17 protein-coding genes are annotated in these 19,875 nt (G+C 32.9%); 9 read left to right on the top strand and 8 right to left on the bottom strand.

Annotated elements, in window-relative coordinates; genetic code table 11:
- Positions 1-5: 5 nt before the first annotated feature.
- Positions 6-1,598, bottom strand: a complete 1,593-nt coding sequence (gene nadB / locus LZQ00_RS15940) for an L-aspartate oxidase (protein WP_234510253.1) — start codon at positions 1,596-1,598, stop codon at positions 6-8.
- Positions 1,599-3,326: 1,728 nt separating this feature from the next.
- Here nadB and nadA point away from each other — a divergent pair.
- Positions 3,327-4,322 carry a quinolinate synthase NadA gene (gene nadA, locus LZQ00_RS15935; protein WP_234510252.1) on the top strand — a complete coding sequence of 332 codons (996 nt, stop codon included), beginning with the start codon at positions 3,327-3,329 and terminating at the stop codon, positions 4,320-4,322.
- Between the two features lie 18 nt (positions 4,323-4,340).
- Complete coding sequence (gene thiL / locus LZQ00_RS15930) at positions 4,341-5,387, top strand: thiamine-phosphate kinase (protein ID WP_234510251.1); 1,047 nt, start codon at positions 4,341-4,343, stop codon at positions 5,385-5,387.
- 50 nt (positions 5,388-5,437) lie between these two features.
- Here thiL and LZQ00_RS15925 read toward each other — a convergent pair whose 3' ends face one another.
- Positions 5,438-6,232, bottom strand: coding sequence for a segregation and condensation protein A (locus LZQ00_RS15925; protein ID WP_234510250.1), 795 nt, complete (start codon positions 6,230-6,232; stop codon positions 5,438-5,440).
- 166 nt (positions 6,233-6,398) lie between these two features.
- Between LZQ00_RS15925 and dxs the strand changes: the two genes are divergently transcribed.
- Positions 6,399-8,327: a 1-deoxy-D-xylulose-5-phosphate synthase gene (dxs, locus tag LZQ00_RS15920; protein WP_234510249.1), complete on the top strand. Its 1,929-nt coding sequence runs from the start codon at positions 6,399-6,401 to the stop codon at positions 8,325-8,327.
- Between the two features lie 405 nt (positions 8,328-8,732).
- Positions 8,733-10,157, top strand: coding sequence for a chromosomal replication initiator protein DnaA (gene dnaA, locus LZQ00_RS15915; RefSeq protein ID WP_234510248.1), 1,425 nt, complete (start codon positions 8,733-8,735; stop codon positions 10,155-10,157).
- Between the two features lie 164 nt (positions 10,158-10,321).
- On the opposite strand, the gene LZQ00_RS15910 is transcribed toward dnaA, so the two are convergent.
- From LZQ00_RS15910 to LZQ00_RS15885, 6 genes are all read right to left on the bottom strand, one after another.
- On the bottom strand, positions 10,322-10,741 hold the full coding sequence (locus tag LZQ00_RS15910; protein ID WP_234510247.1) for a hypothetical protein: 420 nt from the start codon (positions 10,739-10,741) through the stop codon (positions 10,322-10,324).
- Between the two features lie 202 nt (positions 10,742-10,943).
- Positions 10,944-11,336 carry a hypothetical protein gene (locus tag LZQ00_RS15905; RefSeq protein ID WP_234510246.1) on the bottom strand — a complete coding sequence of 131 codons (393 nt, stop codon included), beginning with the start codon at positions 11,334-11,336 and terminating at the stop codon, positions 10,944-10,946.
- Positions 11,337-11,441: 105 nt separating this feature from the next.
- A complete protein-coding gene (gene lpxK / locus LZQ00_RS15900) occupies positions 11,442-12,497 on the bottom strand; it encodes a tetraacyldisaccharide 4'-kinase (RefSeq protein WP_234510245.1) in 1,056 nt (351 codons plus the stop codon).
- A gap of 1 nt (position 12,498) precedes the next feature.
- Complete coding sequence (locus tag LZQ00_RS15895) at positions 12,499-12,963, bottom strand: gliding motility lipoprotein GldH (RefSeq protein WP_262910914.1); 465 nt, start codon at positions 12,961-12,963, stop codon at positions 12,499-12,501.
- Positions 12,964-13,036: 73 nt separating this feature from the next.
- Positions 13,037-14,428, bottom strand: a complete 1,392-nt coding sequence (locus tag LZQ00_RS15890) for a stage 0 sporulation family protein (protein ID WP_234510243.1) — start codon at positions 14,426-14,428, stop codon at positions 13,037-13,039.
- 6 nt (positions 14,429-14,434) lie between these two features.
- Complete coding sequence (locus tag LZQ00_RS15885) at positions 14,435-15,577, bottom strand: ATP-binding protein (RefSeq protein WP_234510242.1); 1,143 nt, start codon at positions 15,575-15,577, stop codon at positions 14,435-14,437.
- A gap of 224 nt (positions 15,578-15,801) precedes the next feature.
- Between LZQ00_RS15885 and dnaN the strand changes: the two genes are divergently transcribed.
- The 5 genes from dnaN (at position 15,802) to gmk (ending at position 19,873) form a co-directional block, all read left to right on the top strand.
- Positions 15,802-16,926, top strand: a complete 1,125-nt coding sequence (dnaN, locus tag LZQ00_RS15880) for a DNA polymerase III subunit beta (protein WP_234510241.1) — start codon at positions 15,802-15,804, stop codon at positions 16,924-16,926.
- Between the two features lie 11 nt (positions 16,927-16,937).
- On the top strand, positions 16,938-17,597 hold the full coding sequence (locus tag LZQ00_RS15875; RefSeq protein WP_234510240.1) for a DedA family protein: 660 nt from the start codon (positions 16,938-16,940) through the stop codon (positions 17,595-17,597).
- 200 nt (positions 17,598-17,797) lie between these two features.
- The gene (locus tag LZQ00_RS15870; RefSeq protein WP_234510239.1) at positions 17,798-18,367 is read left to right on the top strand and encodes a CAP domain-containing protein; all 570 of its coding nucleotides are present in this window, start codon (positions 17,798-17,800) and stop codon (positions 18,365-18,367) included.
- A 58-nt stretch (positions 18,368-18,425) separates the two neighbouring features.
- Entirely contained in the window at positions 18,426-19,301 is an 876-nt protein-coding gene (locus LZQ00_RS15865) for a YicC/YloC family endoribonuclease (protein ID WP_234510238.1), read from the top strand.
- Between the two features lie 2 nt (positions 19,302-19,303).
- Positions 19,304-19,873, top strand: coding sequence for a guanylate kinase (gmk, locus tag LZQ00_RS15860; protein ID WP_234510237.1), 570 nt, complete (start codon positions 19,304-19,306; stop codon positions 19,871-19,873).
- The last annotated feature ends 2 nt before the right edge of the window (positions 19,874-19,875 follow it).

Genomic DNA, 19,875 nt, shown 5'->3' with positions numbered 1-19,875 from the left:
GTCTTCTAAAATATAGTATCTTTTAATGTATCAGCATGTTGCGGATAATCTGTAGTAAAATGTAATCCTCTACTTTCCTTACGCAATAAGGCAGATTTAGTAACAATAAATGCTACCTGGATCACGTTTCTCAATTCGCATAATTTTATAGATAGTTTGGTATGTCTGTAAAAATCTTCTGTCTCCGCATACAGTAAATGTAATCGATTGAGTGCTCTTTCTAACCTGAAATCAGAGCGTACAATACCTACATAATCACTCATTACCTTTTGGCATTCACGTAGATTATGAGTCACTAAAATATCTTCATTTGAGAGTTTAGCTTTTGAATCATCCCAATCTGGAACACCTACTGGATAATCAGCTTTCAAAGAAATTTGAGTAGCATCTAAATAAATCCGATGTGCATACACTAGCGCCTCTAGGAGCGAATTAGAAGCTAATCGATTAGCACCATGTAAGCCTGTTGAAGAACACTCACCACAAGCATATAAATTATGTATACTACTTCGTCCATAGTTATCCACATAGATGCCTCCACACAAGTAATGTGCAGCTGGAGTAACAGGAATATAATCCTTACTCATATCTAATCCTATAGACAAACATTTCTCATAAATATTTGGAAAATGTTTAATAATATCCTCTTTTTCGCGATGCGTTATATCCAAATAAACATAATCAATACCTGACTTTTTCATTTCAGAATCTATCGCTCTGGCAACTATATCCCGAGGAGCTAATGATCCTCTTTCATCATATTCTAACATGAAATCTTCACCGTTCACACGTCTCAAAATTCCTCCAAATCCACGAACAGCTTCAGACACTAAAAAAGCTGGAGACTCACTTGGATTATATAAAGAAGTTGGATGGAACTGCATAAATTCCATATTCCTAACCTTTCCTTTTGCACGATAAACCATAGCAATTCCATCACCAGTAGCAATGGTTGGATTCGTTGTACTCGCATATACATGCCCAGCACCACCAGAAGCCATCACCGTAATTTTACTTAAAATTTTATCTACTTGATGCGAATTGGTATTAAATGCATAAATACCATAACATTTAATATCATCTCGTTGCTTATCTACAAATTCGCCCAGATGATGTTGCGTGATTAAATCAATCGCAAAATAATGTGTTAAAATTTCAATATTTGGATGTTCATGAACTTTTTGCAGCAAGGATCTTTCAATCTCATAACCAGTAATATCTTTATAATGTAGGATCCGATGTGCAGAATGGCCACCCTCTCGAGCTAGGTCATATACACCAGCATCTGATTTGTCAAATGAAGTTCCATAAGAAATAAGTTCGTTAATACGATCTGGAGCTTCTCTAACTACGTTTTCCACAATTTCAACATCACACAATCCATCTCCAGCTATCTGAGTATCAATAATATGCTGTTCAAAGCTATCAGACTTATCCACAACTGCAGCTACTCCCCCTTGTGCATATTTCGTATTTGACTCATCTTCGTTAGCCTTCGTGACTATCAACACTTTACCATGATCAGCTGCTTTTAAAGCAAAACTTAATCCGGCTATTCCTGATCCAATTACCAAGAAATCAACCTTTCTTTCTGACATAAAATAAAATTATCATGTGACAAGCACATTTTTCACTATTCAAATTAACAAAAAATGTGGAAAACGTGTAAATAAAAGGTTAAATAAAAATGATAACTTTTTTTTGTGTGTTTATAACTTCAATTTTCCTTTAAATTTCTAAAAGTTATTAGCACAAAAAACCAATATTGTCAACAATTTCTAACAGTCAAAAAATTCACAATTTTATATTGAAAATAAAATCCAACAAAAACCACAGTATTAAAAATCAAGGCTTTAAAATGAATTTTATGTTAATAAATTGTTAATAACTATATCAAATCCTTATTTCAAAATAAAAAATACAGGTTTTATCCCCATTTTCCACACACTAATAAACAATAAGACTTCTTTACTTTAAAAAAATTATTATTTATTAAAAAAAGAGAATGTGGAATACGTTTGATTTTCTTTGATTAGTTTTGTCAAAACGCATTTGAGGCTTTTAGAATCCGATGATTTAGTAACTGTTAGTCTAAACACGAAATATTCAATTCTCATGAACTTTATTTTTATTAAAAACAAGTTTAAACCCATTTAGAATGATATAAATTATAATTTTATTAAATATTTTGTGAATAATGGAATCTAAAGGCCTAAAATTCATGTTTTTAGACATTTAAATTTAAAAATTTTCACTTCTTTTGATTTTAAACTTGATAGAATTACGTTTTAATTGATTATAAATGAAATATTCATGCTAAAAGAATTTAGAATGAATTCTGTAAAGGTTTATTTGTTCAGTATAGGCTCTGAGAATTTGATATTTGAAAAGTGTTCTATTTTTTTAACGCTGATAAGACCTATATTTCTTTAATAAAAATAATAGTAGCAGACGCTTTATCCATTTCTAAATTATATCTAGATTTATAATTTTAAACTTTTAGAACTCATTTTTTAATTTAACCTCTTTAGAATGGCATATTCGTAAGTATTCAACATATTTTGATATTTATCACATTTTGATCTTGATGATTTTTAGGATTCTTTTCTCTTTAGATTGCAATAATTAAATTTTTTAAAGTTTAAAATATCCTATTGATCAATTTTAAGTGGTATGATTGCTGAAATTTAAGTCGCTTACATTTAAATATTTGAAAGTTTTGTGGATAATTTTTAGAATAAGTAATCTGTAGCGACTTTAAATAGTTTAGCTTTGTCTTATTGATTTGAGGTATGTATTCAATTTTAAATTTGCTATTCTTTAATTTCTTCTATTATCTTTCTAAAATCAACATTCATTTTCTCAAATGAATCATACGAAGTTATTTCAAAACAGAAAAGATATAACTTTAATCATTAGATTATAAAAGCCTTTATTTTTAGATTTAATCCCTTTAGAATTTCATATTTAGTTTTTTGTGGATAACTATGTTAAATACGTAACTCTCAAGCTCTTTAATTATTCGATTAATCGTTTAATAACAGGTATAATTTGACAAATATCTGTATGTTAAAAAATATGTTAAATTACTTATTTTAAGCTATTTAATATAAAAAATAACCTCTTTTTGGTTGACTTATTAACATTTATAAAAATTAGTTAAAAGTGTAATGTGGATAACTGTGTTAATTTATTGATTTACATTATATTATTTACATTTATCAAGTACTTATAAGCGTACTTATAAACATCATTTTCGATTACAAAGATTTATTGAAGAAGTATTGTTATTTTTGTGATGTAAATCAAATTAAGAAGAAGAATTAATGGATTTAGTAAATTACGATATTCAAGCTAAGGGTTATATTGATGCTCCTATTGATCCTAGTTTAGATTTGATTCAAGAGATCAAACGTCTGAAAGAAGAGAAAAACGCAGTTATTTTAGCGCATTATTACCAAGAAGCGGAGATACAAGATATCGCTGATTATATTGGGGATAGTTTGGGTTTATCACAAGAAGCTGCAAAAACAAGTGCAGATGTCATTGTTTTTGCAGGAGTGCATTTCATGGCCGAAACTGCTAAGATATTATCACCATCAAAGAAAGTATTGTTACCGGATGCTAAAGCGGGTTGCTCACTTTCGGATTCATGTCCACCGCATCTGTTTGCTAAATTTAAGGAACAGTATCCAGATCATATTGTGATTACGTATGTAAACTGTACCGCTGAATTAAAAGCATTATCAGATATCGTATGTACTTCAAGTAATGCTGTACAAATTGTTGAGAGTCTTCCTTTGGATCAAAAAATAATTTTTGGTCCTGATCGTAACCTTGGTGCATATGTGAAAAAGAAAACGGGTAGAGATCTTGTTTTATGGAATGGTGCATGTATGGTACATGAAATTTTTTCTCAGGATAAGATTGATAAATTAAGAGTAGAAAATCCAGAAGCAAAATTTATTGCACATCCAGAATGTGAAGATCATATTTTAGCAACAGCTGATTACGTAGGTTCAACTTCGGGTATGTTAAAATATACGATGAACGATGAAGCAACAACTTATATAGTTGCTACCGAGTCAGGAATCATTCATCAGATGGAAAAAGCTAGTCCACATAAAACTTTTATTCCTGCTCCTCCTAATAATGCTTGTGCGTGTAACGATTGTCCTCATATGAAATTGAATACATTGGAGAAGCTATATAATTGTTTAAAATACGAGAGCCCAGAGATTATACTGGATAACGCTATCGTTGCTCGTGCTCAGCGACCTATTGAGCGTATGTTGGAGATATCCGCGCAATTGGGATTATAATTAAAAATAGAGACAGATATGTTAGAATTTGATAATACAGAGAAAACGAATTTAGGTGAGTTGGGGGAATTTGGTTTAATTTCATATTTGACTAAAGCTGTTGAAATTACAGAAGAAAGTACGATTAAAGGTATTGGTGATGATGCTGCAGTATTAAACTTTGCTAATAAAAAGACGTTAATTTCGACAGATCTTTTATTGGAAGGAATTCATTTTGACTTACGTTATGTTCCATTAAAACATTTAGGATATAAAGCAGTTCAAGTGAATTTAAGTGATATTTATGCGATGAATGGACAAGCCTCTCAAATAACATTCTCGATTGGTCTATCTTCTAAATTTCCGTTAGAAGCTGTTGAAGAAATATATCAAGGAGCGTTGATTGCTTGTAAGAAATATCATGTTGATTTGGTTGGTGGAGATACCTCTGCATCTGTGCAAGGGCTGGTTATTTCGGTAACGAGTATTGGTTTTGCTGATGAAGATAAAATTGCATATCGTTCCGGTGCACAAGAAGGCGATTTACTATGTGTTTCAGGCGATTTGGGAGCAGCTTACATTGGTTTGCAACTATTAGAGCGTGAAAAGAATATCTTCTTGGAGAATCCAAATATTCAACCCGATTTAGAAGGTAAAGATTATATCGTAGAAAGACAGCTGAAACCAGAAGCTAGACGTGACATTATTGAGCTATTGGCAGAAAAAGGAATAAAGCCAAATGCTATGATTGATATCTCTGATGGTTTGGCCTCTGAGATCATTCATATTTGTGAAGCATCTAACAAAGGATGTAAATTGTATGAAGATAAAATACCATTGGATCCGATGACTTATGAAACAGCTCGAGAATTTGGTATTGACCCTACTGTATGTGCATTGAATGGAGGAGAAGACTATGAGTTATTATTTACGATTCCGCAGTCTGACTATGATAAAATAAAGGGATCAATGGAAATAACTATTATTGGTCATATTACAGAAGCAAATGCAGGATGTGAAATGATTGCTAAATCGGGAAAGGTTTATCCCATTACCGCTCAAGGTTGGAATGCTTTTAAAGATTAATCTTTAATTTATAAAATTGAAAAAAGAGATTAATATGATCTCTTTTTTTGTTATTCTACGACTAACTCTTCTTCGATATCAACTAAATCAAGTTCTTCCTTACTTCTTTTTCGGATATTAAAGTCATTATAACCTAAGCCAATTTCAATCTGCAATAATTTTTGTTGTAGCATTTCTAAGATGGCTAAAAAATTAAAGACAAACTGAACCTTATTCTCCGAACTTTTAAGGATATATTGAAAATCAAGTTGTTCGTTCATTTCAATTAAATCTGTTATTGCTTTTTTCTGTTGTTCGATGGTATAAGGATGTTTTACAACTGTATGTGTTACTTCTTGCGGTCTGTGTATATATTGATACATCATCCTTTCATAGACCATCATAAGCTTATAAAGATCAAAACTATTCAATTCCTCACCTGTATTATCTTGAGGTCTGGCAATTTTGATATCATAGTTGGTATTTCCTCTTTTATATAATTTGAGACGTTCATCTTCTAACAATTTTAAATCTTCACAAGTCTCTTTAAATTGCTTATATAAAATCAGCTTTTGAACCAGGCCTTCTTTCAGATCAATTTCATTATCTTCTTCATCCAATTCTGGACGAGGCAAAAGCATTTTAGCTTTTATGCGCATTAAGGTAGAAGCAACAAAAATAAATTCGCTGGCCATTTCCATATCCAATGCCTGCATCTGACTTACGTAAGAAAGAAAATCATCTGTTATTTTAGAAATAGGAATGTCATGTATATTTAATTCATCTCTTTCAATAAAAAATAAGAGCAAGTCAAATGGGCCTTCAAATTGAGGTAATTTTATTTCGTATCCTTCTTCTATTTGCATATCGAAAGCAAAAATACGTAATAATATAAACTTTTTTATTTCAAAGTATTAAAACCATATGCTTATATAACTGTTGAATGTCCTATACAAAAAATGTTATAAATACGTTACTTGTAATAAATAAGTTGTTATTTTGTATCCATATTTTAAAGTAATTAGGAATACTATGCAATTTGATGCTGGAGAATTATTAAGTAAAATCAATGATCCCTCTGATCTGAAAAAACTCAATGAAGACCAATTAGAACAGGTTAGTCAGGAGTTACGTCAATATATTATTGATTTAGTTTCTGTTAACGGTGGTCACTTTGCAGCTAGTTTGGGAGTTGTTGAACTAACAGTGGCATTACATTATGTTATGAACACTCCTTATGATCAGTTAATATGGGATGTTGGTCATCAAGCATATGGTCATAAGATATTAACAGGTCGCAGAGATTCTTTTCATACCAATAGAATTGTTAACGGTTTATCTGGTTTTCCAAAGCGTGGAGAGTCAGAATATGATGCATTCGGTGTAGGACATTCTTCTACTTCTATTTCAGCGGCATTAGGAATGGCTGTTGCATCCCATATAAAAGGTGAAAAAGATCGTCAGCACATTGCTATTATTGGTGATGGTGCTATGACTGGTGGTATGGCATTCGAAGCTTTGAATCATGCCGGAATAGAGAAATCAAACCTATTGGTTATCTTAAATGATAACTGTATGTCTATTGATCCTAATGTTGGAGCATTAAAAGAATACTTAACCAGTATTACGACTTCTAAGCGATATAATCGCTTTAGAGATGATATTGGAGCAATCTTGTCCAAGATATCTGAAATGGGACCTAATGCGTTAGGAGCGGTTAAAAAGCTGGAGAAAAGTATAAAAGGAACCCTATTAAAAAATGCGAATCTTTTCGAATCATTGAATTTTAGATATTTTGGTCCTGTCGATGGACACGATGTCAAGAAATTAGCGAAGACATTGGAAGATTTACGTCATATACCTGGCCCTAAATTATTGCATTGTGTGACCATGAAAGGAAAAGGATATGCATTGGCTGAAAAAGATCAAACGAAATGGCATGCTCCAGGCTTATTTGATAAAATAACAGGTGAAATAAAAAAATCAGCTTCTGAAAAACCAACGGCACCTAAATATCAGGATGTTTTTGGTACAACCTTAGTTGAGTTAGCCGAGATGAATGATAAAATAGTTGGGATAACACCAGCTATGCCTTCAGGTTCATCCATGAATATCATGATGAAAGCCTTTCCAGAGCGCTCATTTGATGTAGGAATAGCCGAACAGCATGCGGTTACATTTAGTGCCGGATTGGCTACACAAGGTTTGATGCCATTTTGTAATATCTATTCGTCATTCATGCAACGTGCATTTGACCAAGTTATTCATGATGTCGCTTTACAAAAACTGAATGTTGTATTTTGTCTAGACCGTGCAGGAGTTGTTGGAGCTGATGGACCGACGCATCATGGCGCTTATGATATTGCATTTATGCGCTGTATTCCAAATATGACTGTTTCTGCGCCGATGAACGAAGAAGAGCTTAGAAACTTAATGTATACTGCCCAGTTGGAAGATAAAGGACCATTTGTTATTCGTTATCCAAGAGGTAATGGTGTGATGATCGATTGGAAAAAACCGTTCAAAGAAATTGAAATAGGTAAAGGAAGATTGATTCAAGATGGTGAAGGATTAGCGATATTGAGTTTTGGTGCCATTGGTAATGAAGCGAGCAAAGCTATATTACAATTGGCAGAAGAAGGAATACATCCAGCGCACTATGATTTAAGATTTGCAAAACCATTGGATGAAGAATTGTTACATAAGGTTTTGCAAAAATTTGAAAATATCATTACCGTTGAAGATGGCTGTTTACAAGGAGGTATAGGTTCTGCAGTTCTGGAATTTATGGCGGATCATCAGTATAGTAATAAAGTTGTTCGATTAGGTATCCCAGATGCTATCATTGAGCATGCTGAACAAAAAGATCAGTGGAATGTAGCCTATTATGATGCTGAAGCTATTGCAACAGAATGTCGTAAACTAGCAAAAGGAATAAAAACAAATGCTATGGTGAGCTAACAACAGCAGCATAAAATTCATAAACAAAAAGAGGAATCATGTCATAATATGATTCCTCTTTTTGTTTATATTTGAAATACAAACAGTAAATAAGACTAATATTTTTTTCATAACAAATTTGGTTCGAAATTTGAGTTGTTTCCAACTCACGATATATGGACAAAAATTTACAAAATGTATAAAAAAAGCATAAAAAATTTGGAATGTTAATAAAATTTTTTAATCTCAAATTTAGCTAAAAAAAAAGCGTGATTTTTTTAAGTAACTACCTGGTTATTAGTTAATTTAAATTAATTTCAAATTTTAGTTTTTTAGCTGATTTTTTTTTGTCATCTTCGTCTTAAGAGAAAGTTATCAACATATTTTTGGTCGCTTATTGGAAATCAACTTATTAACAATTTTAGAATGGAAAAAACGAGTACAAGTGTTTGGAATAATTGTCTGGCAATCATTAAAGACAATATACCAGCGCAAAGTTTTAAAACCTGGTTTGAGCCTGTGAAAGCAGTACGTTTGGAGGGTGACGTTTTGACTATTCAAGTACCTAGTTTATTTTTTTACGAGTGGTTGGAGGAACACTACGTTGGTATTCTTCGCAAGACCGTAAAAAAGTTTTTAGGTGAACAAGGTAGGTTGGAATACAATATCGTGGTAGAGAAGTCATCAGCTTCTATTCCCTATACGACTAATATTCCTTCGAATGGAAATGGGGCAGAAGGGAAGAAACAATCTATTCCTGTGCCAGTATCCTTAAATAAGGATATTAAGAATCCATTTGTTATTCCAGGATTAAAAAAATTACAGGTTGATCCGCAATTGAATCAAAACTATTCGTTCGATAATTTCATTGAAGGGGAATGTAACCGTTTAGCGCGTTCTGCTGGCTTTGCAGTAGCCAACAAACCTGGAGGCACATCATTCAACCCATTGATGATTTATGGAGCTGTAGGCTTGGGAAAAACACACTTAGCGCAAGCTATCGGTAATGAAATTAAAAGAAACTTACCAGATAAGCTGGTTATTTATGTGTCATGTGAGAAATTCTGTCAACAATTTGTAGACTCACTAAAGAATAATACAATTAATGACTTCGTAAATTTTTATCAAGCAATGGATGTTATCATCATGGATGACGTGCATAATTTTGCTGGTAAAGAGAAAACACAAGATATTTTCTTCCATATTTTCAATCATTTGCACCAATCTGGTAAACAAGTAATCTTAACTTCTGATAAAGCTCCAAAGGATTTAGCAGGATTAGAAGAACGTTTATTAAGTCGTTTCAAATGGGGATTATCTGCAGATATTCAAATTCCAGATCTTGAAACAAGAATGGCAATTCTGAAAAAGAAAATGTATTCGGATGGTATAGAATTACCAGAAAATGTAGTCGAATATGTTGCGAATCAAATTGACAATAGTGTACGTGAACTAGAAGGAGCAATGGTTTCTTTATTAGCTCAATCTACATTAAACAAAAAAGAGATTGATTTAAATTTAGCTAAATCAATGCTTAAGAATTTTGTTAAAAATACGCATAAGGAAATTTCAATGGAATTTATTCAAAAACTTGTTTGCGAGTATTTTGAAGTTCCTGTGGAAATGGTTAAATCCAAAGTACGTAAAAGAGAAATTGTTCAAGCGAGACAAATTTCCATGTATTTAGCTAAAAACCATACAAAATCTTCTCTCAAAACAATTGGTTCATTCTTTGGAGGTAGAGATCATTCTACAGTCATTTACGCCTGTCAAACTGTGGAAGACTTGATCGAAACAGACAAGAAATTTAAAACATACGTAAATGATATTATGAAAAAGCTTAAGGCTTAGTATCATTTCGTTTTAAAAGGTAAAGAAGAGGTCTTGTTGTTCCAATAACAACAAGACCTCTTCTTTTTTATTGTGTTAATAAGATAAATAGCTTTCATTAAAAAAGGGATTCTAATGTTAGAATCCCTTTTTTAATCGGCTATGATTAAATTTATGAACAAATCTTATTGTTGTACTGGAGTTGTTTCTTTTTGCTCCTCTTGTTTTTGTTCACCTTGAACTGGTTTTGGAGCTACTTCTGGTAACACTTTCGCAGGTCTTTCTTCAATTACTTTTTTGAATAATCCTTTTTGATCTTCTGTTAATAAAGCATCCACTTTTGTATCTGCATCAGCTTGTAGTTTTGTGAATTGTTCGATCAAGGCCTCTTTAGTAGCTGCTGTATCTTGTAATAAAGCTGCTTCTGCTTTTGCTTGTTCTAAAGTGATGGTATAAGCTGCAGTTTTTTGTTCGTCTGTTAAACTTAATTTTTGAGTTAACTCCGTAGTTACTTTAGTAGCATTTTCTTCTGGAGTAGCTTGTTGTGCAAATGTTAAACCTAAAGCTAAGAAAAATCCGATTCCTGTTAAAACTAATTTTTTCATGATTTTCATTTTTTGATGTAAATATTCAATTGTTAAATTCTACAACTAAAACTCCATGCCGACCCTTATTATTGTATCAAACCTGTTACTTTAACATTTATTTAACAAAAATAATGTATTAACTATTTGATTATCAGTTTTTAAATAAAAAAGGTTCTATTACGAATAATAGAACCTTTTTGGTTGTTATACATACTATTTATTAGTCTTTTCTTTGTCTCTGTTGTCTTTTTTCTTGCATTTCCTTTTGCAACTGCTCATAAGATGTCGCTTGTTCGGCAGTTAAGAATGATTTTATTTTGCTATCGGTTGATTGACGTAGCGATTGCATTTTCTCAAAATTAGCCTTTCTATCATCGCTACTTTTAAATAATTCCTGCTGTTGTTTAGATGCATCTAACACATAAACATAGATAGAATCCTTTTGTTCTTGAGATAGTTTTAACTCCTTATCTAATCTTTCTACTTTATTTTTTGCTTGTTCTTCTGGAGACCGTTGCCCCATTCCTGCATTTCTACCTTGATGATCTTGCGCCATTACTGTTATTCCTAATAAAAGAAATGCGCCTATTAAACCTGATTTTAATGTATTCATGATATACTATTTAATTGTTTACAATAAATTATTATTTGTACTTCTTTATGTATTAAACGATAAGGAGACAAATAATGTATGTCGTGGTTTAAACTATATTAAAATTTAAGATTCATTAACACTTCTTACACAGGTAGATAGTAATTTATCTTGTACGCTGTGTTGAATGCGTTCATGCTCAAAAGCAATTTCAATCGGAAGGTAGGCAATGGGGATCGTATTGAAAATTTTTAAAAATTCTGGAGTACGTATTCTTTGTGCATCTTTTTCTGTTGTCAAAATTATTTTTTGATCAGATGCAATGGTCTCAAATTTCTCTTTGATGTTTTTGATATCATTTTCATCAAAAGCATGATGATCTCGAAAGGCAAGATGCTCAATACTATTTACACGCGATTTGAGATGTTGAATTAAGGGAAGTGGATTAGCGATACCCGTGAGGAGCAAGATATCCGTATGTGAGCTTATTTGTAACGATGCACCATTTATAGTAATAAGCTGACCATAAGCGATAGTGGTAAAAATAATATCTTGGACATTACTTTTTCGTATCAATTTACTTCTGATATATTCCTTTTCTCTTTCCGTAGCATTGTTTGGTGTTTTTGTCACTAAAATTAGATCAGCACGTTTACGCTCAGCAGGAAGATCTCTAAAATTTCCCATTGGTAGAACAAACATGGGATTTAAACAAGAACTATAATCGAATAGCAGAATAGAAAATTTAGGATTCAATCTACGATGTTGAAAAGCATCATCAAGAATAATAACCTCATGCGTAGACATGAGATTTTCGATACCATTGCATCGATCTTCACAGACAGATACTGTAATATCCGGAAACTTATTTTTGAATTGGAGGGGTTCATCACCAACCTCATTCGCTGTTGAAGAGGTTTGGACTAACCGAAAACCTTTTGTTTCTCGACCATAACCTCGACTCAGTGTGGCTACTTTAAATTTATCCTTTAGCAATTTGATGATAAATTCAGTCATCGGGCTTTTTCCTGTACCACCTATTGCAAGGTTTCCAACAACAATTGTAGGAATATCATAAGATTTAGATTTTAGAATTTGAAAATCAAATAATCGATTCCTCGTCCAGATAATGAGTCCATATACCATTGAAAAGGGAAACAAAAGTAATTTCAGGAACTTCATACTATTTGTTTATAATCTGCAAACCTACATCGTGAATTTCTTTCAATGGGTTGTCTCGCATATTTTGTTCGAAAGAAAACTGATAGATACCCGTGTCAGGAAACACATAATCTTTATGGATGATGGTTTGATGTGTATACAAAGAACCCGCACTTTTTCCAGTCCATTTACCATCTTCTTCGGCTAGCTTAAGTTCTTTTCTGTACGAATATTCTTTTGTTTTTAAACCTTTTTCGTGTACTAAAACAAATAAGTTTGCATAGGGATATTGCGCAGTATGACGAACATTTAATAGTACATCATACTTTTTTGTAGCATCTGAAATATGTACCTTAAAAGTTGGTTTGTTCAAATAGGTCCATTCTTTATTGTCAATATTTACATTTTCATCAATAATTGTATTTGAATCACAAGAAACAAATAATGACAATGCCATACAGCTAAAAAAAAATGTGCGTCCTCTCATTTTATTTTTTTAGGATATAAAATTGGCGAGAATACCATTCTCGCCAATTTTTTGAAATAAGGATTAAAAGTTATTATTCCGCTGAAGGAGCAGTATTATTGCCTTTATTTCTATTATTTCTGTTTTTATTAAATCTTCTTTTCGGTCTCGCATTACCATCCTTATTTGGAGCATGCTCGGCATTTTTGGTTTCCACCGTATTTGCTGGTTTTGGACCTTTCTCTTGTTTTTGTTGCGGTTTATCCACTTTAAGAGCTTGTGGTTTCTCTCCTTGCTCTGCAGTAGATTTAGGCTTGTTATTTTGCTTTACCTTATTCTTCGTGTTATTCCGTTTTCTTTTATTTTTGTCGTCTAAACGAGTTAAACTGTCTTGACCAACCACGTTTTCATAATCGTAGTTGACAATTTTTTCCTCTTTCAATTCAACTTCTACCGTTGTGATCAACTCATCGATTTTAATACCCTGTTTGTTTTTTTCAATGAGTTCTTTCACTTGATCAACAGGTAATGCAATCCAACTTTCAGCTCCAGGATACGAGAACCACATCAATTTTTTGAAAATATCTGTTTTTTGCAAATAAGCATTTCCCTTCAATGTTTCAATACGATCGATATTATTCGGGATATCTTTTAAAGCATCCATATAACTATCCAATTCGTAGTTCAAACAGCATTTTAACTTACCACACTGACCCGCTAATTTTAGCGTATTCAGCGATAAGTTTTGATATCTTGCAGCAGAAGTTGAAACCGTTTTGAAATCCGTTAACCAGGTAGAGCAACATAATTCTCGACCACAGGAACCAATACCACCTAAACGGCTTGCTTCCTGACGCATTCCTATTTGGCGCATTTCAATACGAATACGAAATGATTCTGCCATTCTTTTGATTAATTCGCGGAAATCCACGCGACCTTCTGCCGTATAGTAGAAAGTAGCTTTCGTTTTATCTCCTTGATAATCTACATCGGATATTTTCATGGAAAGACCTAGTTCTAAAGCTAAGTTTCGAGCTCTATGCATCGTTTCCCATTCCAAATCTTTAGCCGCATTGAATTTTTCAACATCTGTCTCCGTAGGTTTACGATAGATTTTTTTGGTGACACTATCCAAACTGACATTATTTTTCTTTAATTGCAAGCGAACTAATTCACCTGTTAAAGAAACGTGTCCGATATCGTATCCGCCAGTACTTGGTTCTACCGCAACCATTTCACCAATTTCAAGGTATAAATTGTCAGAATTAATAAAGAAATCTTTTCTAGATCCTTTAAAACGAACTTCTACAACATCAAAAGGTTTATAGTTGGATGGCATATCCATATCGGATAGCCAGTCATATACATCTAATTTATTACATCCGCTAGTCATGCAAGAGCCATTATTTTGGCAACCTGCCGGAGTACCACCTACTGTTGTCGTACTTCCGCAACCTCCGCCGGATGAGCAGCTGCCACATCCCATAGTTTTCTATATATATTGAGTTCCTTTCGGAAACGTTTTGTATTTAAACATTAATACTAATTGCAAAGATAAATCTAAAAATAATATTTTAGGATTTGCATTTCTTTCTACACTATAATGTGTTGTTTCAAACAAATTGATTGTCTCCTCAATTTGTTCAAGGCTATAATGAACAGCAAACTTGCTTACAAAATCAAGTTCCTGTGCTGGAAGAAAGACTAAACTAGCGAGATCTTGTTTTATTAAAACAATCTGGCGCATGATATTAATGGCATACATCAAAAAGCTTTTTTGATTTTCCCTTCCTAGCTTCGCTAATTCCTCATCACAAATGCTGATGATATTCAATCCCGAATCTTGAACGATAAGTCGTAACCAAGTTACCAATAAAGTAAAATGATCATTTGTTTCTGTATCGATCATATTTAATGCCTCTTGCATATTGCCATCAGCGATAAAGGCAATTTCATTCGCATCTTTTGGGTCAACGTGTTTGTTGTTGATTAAATATGATGCAATTTCTTGATGGCTTAACTTATTTATTTTTATAAGCTGTGTTCTCGAAATTAATGTATTCAATATTTTATCTTGATTTTCGGCAACCAGTAGAAATAATGTCTTTTCAGGAGGTTCTTCAATCAATTTTAATAAGGCATTTCCTTCCTTTTCTAGATATTCTGGTAACCACATAATCAAAACCTTATATTCAGCTTCAAAAGCCTTTAGACTTAATTTTTTGATTATTTCATGTGCTTCAGCAATATTGATATTGACTTGTTTATTTTCAGCATCCAATTGTTGACGCCAATTTTCTAAGTTCAAATATGGATTGCTTAAAAAAGCTTTACGCCAACTCTCCATAAATGTCGAGGCACTATCTTCCTTGTGTTTAGCAATAAATGGATAGGAGAAATGTAAATCTGGATGAATAAGTTTCTGATATTTTAAACAAGAGGAACAAGTCGCACAACTATCGTTTTCAAGCTTATTTTCGCAATTAATATATTGCGCATATGCTACAGCCAGAGCGAGAGATCCAGATCCTTCAGAGCCTAAAAATAATTGTGCATGACTCACACGATTTTCACGAACAGTGTTGATCAAATGAGCTTTAATTAAATCATGTCCAATTATTTCTTTAAATTGCATATACTATTGCTAATCTATACAAATGTAACAAATAATCGACAGCATTTATTTATAAACAAAATATTATTGTATAAAACAAGCATAATTTTGCTGAAAATCAATCTACTAATCCTATAAATTGTATGAATTAGTTTCCATACGTCTTTCCATTATTTGATCATCGGGCGTTAAAAAATCTAGATTCTTTTGTGTAATATTGCAGATATAATTCATAATTTTAGGAAATGAGATTTATAGTATCCACATCGATTTTATTAAAACAACTTCAAGCTATTAATGGTGCTTCAAGTAGTAGTACTGTTCTACCTATTTTAGAGAACTTTCTTTTCGAAATAAAAGACAATACGTTAACGATTTCTGCAACAGATTTGCAAACAAGTATGGTTACATCCTTGCAAATTGAGGCAAAGGAAGAAGGAAAAGTTGCGATGCCTTCTAAAATTTTAATTGAAACATTAAAAACATTACCAGATCAGCCCGTTGCCTTTTTTGTCGATAATCATACCTTAGCGATTGAAATTAGCGCTGGAGATGGAAAATATAAATTGAGCGGTGAAAATCCTGAAGATTTCCCTAAAATTCCAGTTATCGATAATGCGCATACTGTAAGTATGCCAGCTCCGATACTAGCTGAAGCAATTAGTAAAACTATTTTTGCTGTTAGTAATGATGAACTGAGACCAGCGATGTCAGGTGTTTTGGTTCAATTGGGAGATAAATCCGTTACTTTCGTATCTACAGATGCACATAAATTGGTTCGTTATAGACGTTCAGATATTGGCGTTGAGAAACCTGCATCATTGATTCTTCCTAAAAAGGCTTTATCATTATTAAAATCGTCTTTACCTTCTGAAGATGTGAATGTTTCGATTGAATATAATTCGACAAATGCATTTTTTAGTTTCGGTAATATTAATTTGATTTGCCGTTTAATAGATGAGCGTTACCCAGATTACGAAGCGGTTATTCCACAAGTAAATCCAAATAAATTAACTGTTGACCGTTTATTGTTTTTAAATACCCTACGTCGTGTTGTTATTTTTGCAAATAAAACAACACACCAGGTAAGGTTGAAAATTTCAGGTAGCGAATTGAACATTTCTGCAGAAGATTTGGATTTTTCTAATGAAGCTCACGAGCGATTGGGATGTCAATTTGAAGGAGATGATATGGAGATTGGATTCAATGCTAAATTTTTAGTGGAGATGTTGAATAACTTATCAAGTGAAGAAGTGATCATTGAAATGAGTACCGCTAATCGCGCAGGTCTATTAATTCCAGCAGTAGCAGAAGAAAATGAAGATATCTTAATGCTGGTGATGCCGGTTATGTTAAATAATATTGGTTAATTGAAACTGTTTTGGACATCATCACGCATATCATAGATTTTATTCTTCATATTGATAAGCATTTATTAGAAATAGTAAATGATTATAAGACTTGGACTTACCTCATTCTATTTCTCATTATTTTTGTGGAAACAGGTGTTGTAGTCATGCCATTTTTACCTGGAGATTCTTTGCTTTTTGCAGCAGGGATGTTAGCCGCTCAGCCGAATGAACTTAATATTGGGCTGATGATTCTTATTCTATTGGTCGCTGCTGTTGGTGGAGATTCGCTTAATTATGCTATTGGCAAGCGATTTGGAATGAGGCTTACCCAATTTAAACTTTTTGGTAAGCAAGTCATCAAAGACGAACAAATTCAAAAGACACATTCATTTTATGAAAAATATGGAAGTAAAACGATCGTAATTGCTCGTTTTGTTCCTATTGTAAGAACATTGGCACCATTTGTTGGAGGCATAGGAAAGATGAATTACGGGACTTTTATTACCTACAACATTATAGGAGGATTTCTGTGGGTCGTGGGAATTACCTTAGCGGGATACTTTTTAGGAAATATCCCAATCGTCAGAGATAATTTCTCAAAAGTGGTGTTACTCATTATTGCTGTATCGATACTACCCATTGTTTTCGAAGTGGCAAAAGAAAAATTTAAAAAGAAAAAGGAAGCCTAAAACTTCCTTTTTTTTGTTTAAAATAGATTTGTTCTTTATCGATGAGCAAAAACGCGCAATAAAATTTTATAATGATCATCTTCACGATTATTTTCGTTTGATTATTTCCTGTGCTCCTTCAGGTAGCAACAAATAAAAAATTAAAAACAACGTTAACGAATTCATCAGATCAAAGTCTTTTTACTCCAAGAGTTTTTTTTATGAAGTACCTTATTATTTTTTGCTTAAGCACCTTATTTTTATTTTCATCGGCACAAATTCGTGTAGAAAAGAAACAAGCGAAAGCGGCTTTTGAACTGCTGAATAAGATTCGGGAAAATCCGAAAAAATTTAAAAAGAAGCTCGATTTATTCGACCTGGATAAGATCACACGAAAGAATTTGGTTTGGAATAAAGATCTAGCAAAAGTTGCTGAGTTTAGAGCAAAAGATATGGCAGAGCGCGATTATTTTGATCATGTCAGTCCCGAAGGCATAGGCGTTAATTACTATATTGAACAAGCTGGATATGATTTAAATGTCAACTGGCTTAAAAACAAGAAAGCAAATAATTTCGAATCTATTGCCTGGAATTGGCCTACTGCAGAAGCAGGAATTCGAGGGTTGATTATTGGCAAAGAATCTCCTGGCTATCATCATCGAAAACATTTATTGGGCATGGATGAGTGGAATTCTTCCTTATCGGATATTGGTATTGGATTTGTAACCGTAAAGAGAAAGTCTGGTTCAGAAAGTTATTTATGTGTCATTATTGCCAAGCATGATTGGTAAATTAATCAATTTATAGCCCTGATATTATGCAATATTGGAATGTTTCTTACCTTTGCATATGATAAAATCAATGACAGGATACGGCACAGCTGTAAAAGACAATGGAAAAGTTAAATACAGTGTCGAAATAAAATCCTTGAATTCTAAATTTCTTGAACTAAATCTGCGTTTACCCAAAGCGGTTTCAGATAAAGAATCTACTTTACGTACAGCGTGTAGTAAACTCATTGAAAGAGGTAAAGTTAATCTGAGCGTCAATGTTGAATACGCCGATCAAACAGCAAAAGCTTCAACCATCAATGCCGACCTGCTAAAAAAATACTATACACAATTACAACAAATTGCTTTTGAACTAGGAGACAAACAAGTTTCTCTGTTTGAATTGGCGTTAAATATGCCAGAAGTAATTGCGAACAAAGATGAAGAGGTCGACGAAGAAGAATCTACATTATTGTTAGACGCATTCTACGCTGCGGTAGATAACTTCAATATATTTAGAGCAGATGAGGGAGCCGTACTTTCAAAAGATTTATCAGATAGAGTGGAGTTAATTTTAAGCTATATGACCGAAGTAGAGTCCGTAGAAATGGATCGTATCCCTTTAATCCGAGAACGTATCAGTCATTATCTGGATGAAGCTGTTGGCAAAAAAAATGTCGATAAGAATCGCTTTGAACAAGAACTGATTTTCTATATTGATAAATTGGATATTACCGAAGAGAAAGTAAGATTACGTTCGCATTGTAATTATTTCCAAAAAGCATTAACAGCCTCAGACTCTAACGGAAAAAAACTGGGATTTATTTCTCAAGAAATGGGAAGAGAGATCAATACGTTAGGTTCAAAAGCCAATCACGCAGGCGTTCAACAAATCGTGGTGAAGATGAAAGAAGAATTAGAAAAAATTAAAGAGCAATTGCTCAACGTATTATAAGAATGGCAGGTAAGTTAATTATATTCTCGGCACCATCAGGAGCAGGTAAAACAACAATTGTAAAACATCTATTAGGTAAACATGGTGATAAGTTGGAATTTTCTATTTCAGCAAGCACAAGAGAGCCTCGTGGAGAAGAAGTGGATGGCAAAGATTATTACTTTATCTCAAAAGAGAGCTTCTTACATAAAATAGCTAAAAAAGAGTTTATCGAATTTGAAGAAGTGTATTCTGGTACATTCTATGGTACCTTACGTTCCGAAGTAGAGCGTATTTGGGCACAGGGCAAACATGTCATTTTTGATATCGATGTTATTGGAGGATTGCGTTTACGATCTAAATTCCCAGATCAGGCTTTAGCTATTTTTGTACAACCTCCTTCTTTAGAGGTATTGAAAGAACGTCTTCGTGGTAGAGGAACCGATTCAGAAGAAAAATTGCAAGAACGATTTGCAAAAGCCGAATCGGAGTTAGCTTATGCCGATAAATTCGACGTGATATTAAAAAATTATGATTTAGATGTTGCGATTGAAGAGGCAGAGAAAATAGTAATCGTTTTTCTTAATCAATAGTA

It is taken from the genome of Sphingobacterium sp. SRCM116780 (genome assembly GCF_021442025.1).
Lineage (GTDB): Bacteria > Bacteroidota > Bacteroidia > Sphingobacteriales > Sphingobacteriaceae > Sphingobacterium.
The sequence above is the reverse complement of the archived record's forward strand: the minus strand, read 5'-3'. Positions and strand labels throughout refer to the sequence as shown.

Bases quoted from the DNA above. Each gene is read 5' to 3' on its own strand.
- nadB (WP_234510253.1), bottom strand. From the start codon at position 1,598: ATGTCAGAAAGAAAGGTTGATTTCTTGGTAATTGGATCAGGAATAGCC.
- nadA (WP_234510252.1), top strand. From the start codon at position 3,327: ATGGATTTAGTAAATTACGATATTCAAGCTAAGGGTTATATTGATGCT.
- thiL (WP_234510251.1), top strand. From the start codon at position 4,341: ATGTTAGAATTTGATAATACAGAGAAAACGAATTTAGGTGAGTTGGGG.
- LZQ00_RS15925 (WP_234510250.1), bottom strand. From the start codon at position 6,232: ATGCAAATAGAAGAAGGATACGAAATAAAATTACCTCAATTTGAAGGC.
- dxs (WP_234510249.1), top strand. From the start codon at position 6,399: ATGCAATTTGATGCTGGAGAATTATTAAGTAAAATCAATGATCCCTCT.
- dnaA (WP_234510248.1), top strand. From the start codon at position 8,733: ATGGAAAAAACGAGTACAAGTGTTTGGAATAATTGTCTGGCAATCATT.
- LZQ00_RS15910 (WP_234510247.1), bottom strand. From the start codon at position 10,741: ATGAAAAAATTAGTTTTAACAGGAATCGGATTTTTCTTAGCTTTAGGT.
- LZQ00_RS15905 (WP_234510246.1), bottom strand. From the start codon at position 11,336: ATGAATACATTAAAATCAGGTTTAATAGGCGCATTTCTTTTATTAGGA.
- lpxK (WP_234510245.1), bottom strand. From the start codon at position 12,497: ATGAAGTTCCTGAAATTACTTTTGTTTCCCTTTTCAATGGTATATGGA.
- LZQ00_RS15895 (WP_262910914.1), bottom strand. From the start codon at position 12,963: ATGAGAGGACGCACATTTTTTTTTAGCTGTATGGCATTGTCATTATTT.
- LZQ00_RS15890 (WP_234510243.1), bottom strand. From the start codon at position 14,428: ATGGGATGTGGCAGCTGCTCATCCGGCGGAGGTTGCGGAAGTACGACA.
- LZQ00_RS15885 (WP_234510242.1), bottom strand. From the start codon at position 15,577: ATGCAATTTAAAGAAATAATTGGACATGATTTAATTAAAGCTCATTTG.
- dnaN (WP_234510241.1), top strand. From the start codon at position 15,802: ATGAGATTTATAGTATCCACATCGATTTTATTAAAACAACTTCAAGCT.
- LZQ00_RS15870 (WP_234510239.1), top strand. From the start codon at position 17,798: ATGAAGTACCTTATTATTTTTTGCTTAAGCACCTTATTTTTATTTTCA.
- LZQ00_RS15865 (WP_234510238.1), top strand. From the start codon at position 18,426: ATGATAAAATCAATGACAGGATACGGCACAGCTGTAAAAGACAATGGA.
- gmk (WP_234510237.1), top strand. From the start codon at position 19,304: ATGGCAGGTAAGTTAATTATATTCTCGGCACCATCAGGAGCAGGTAAA.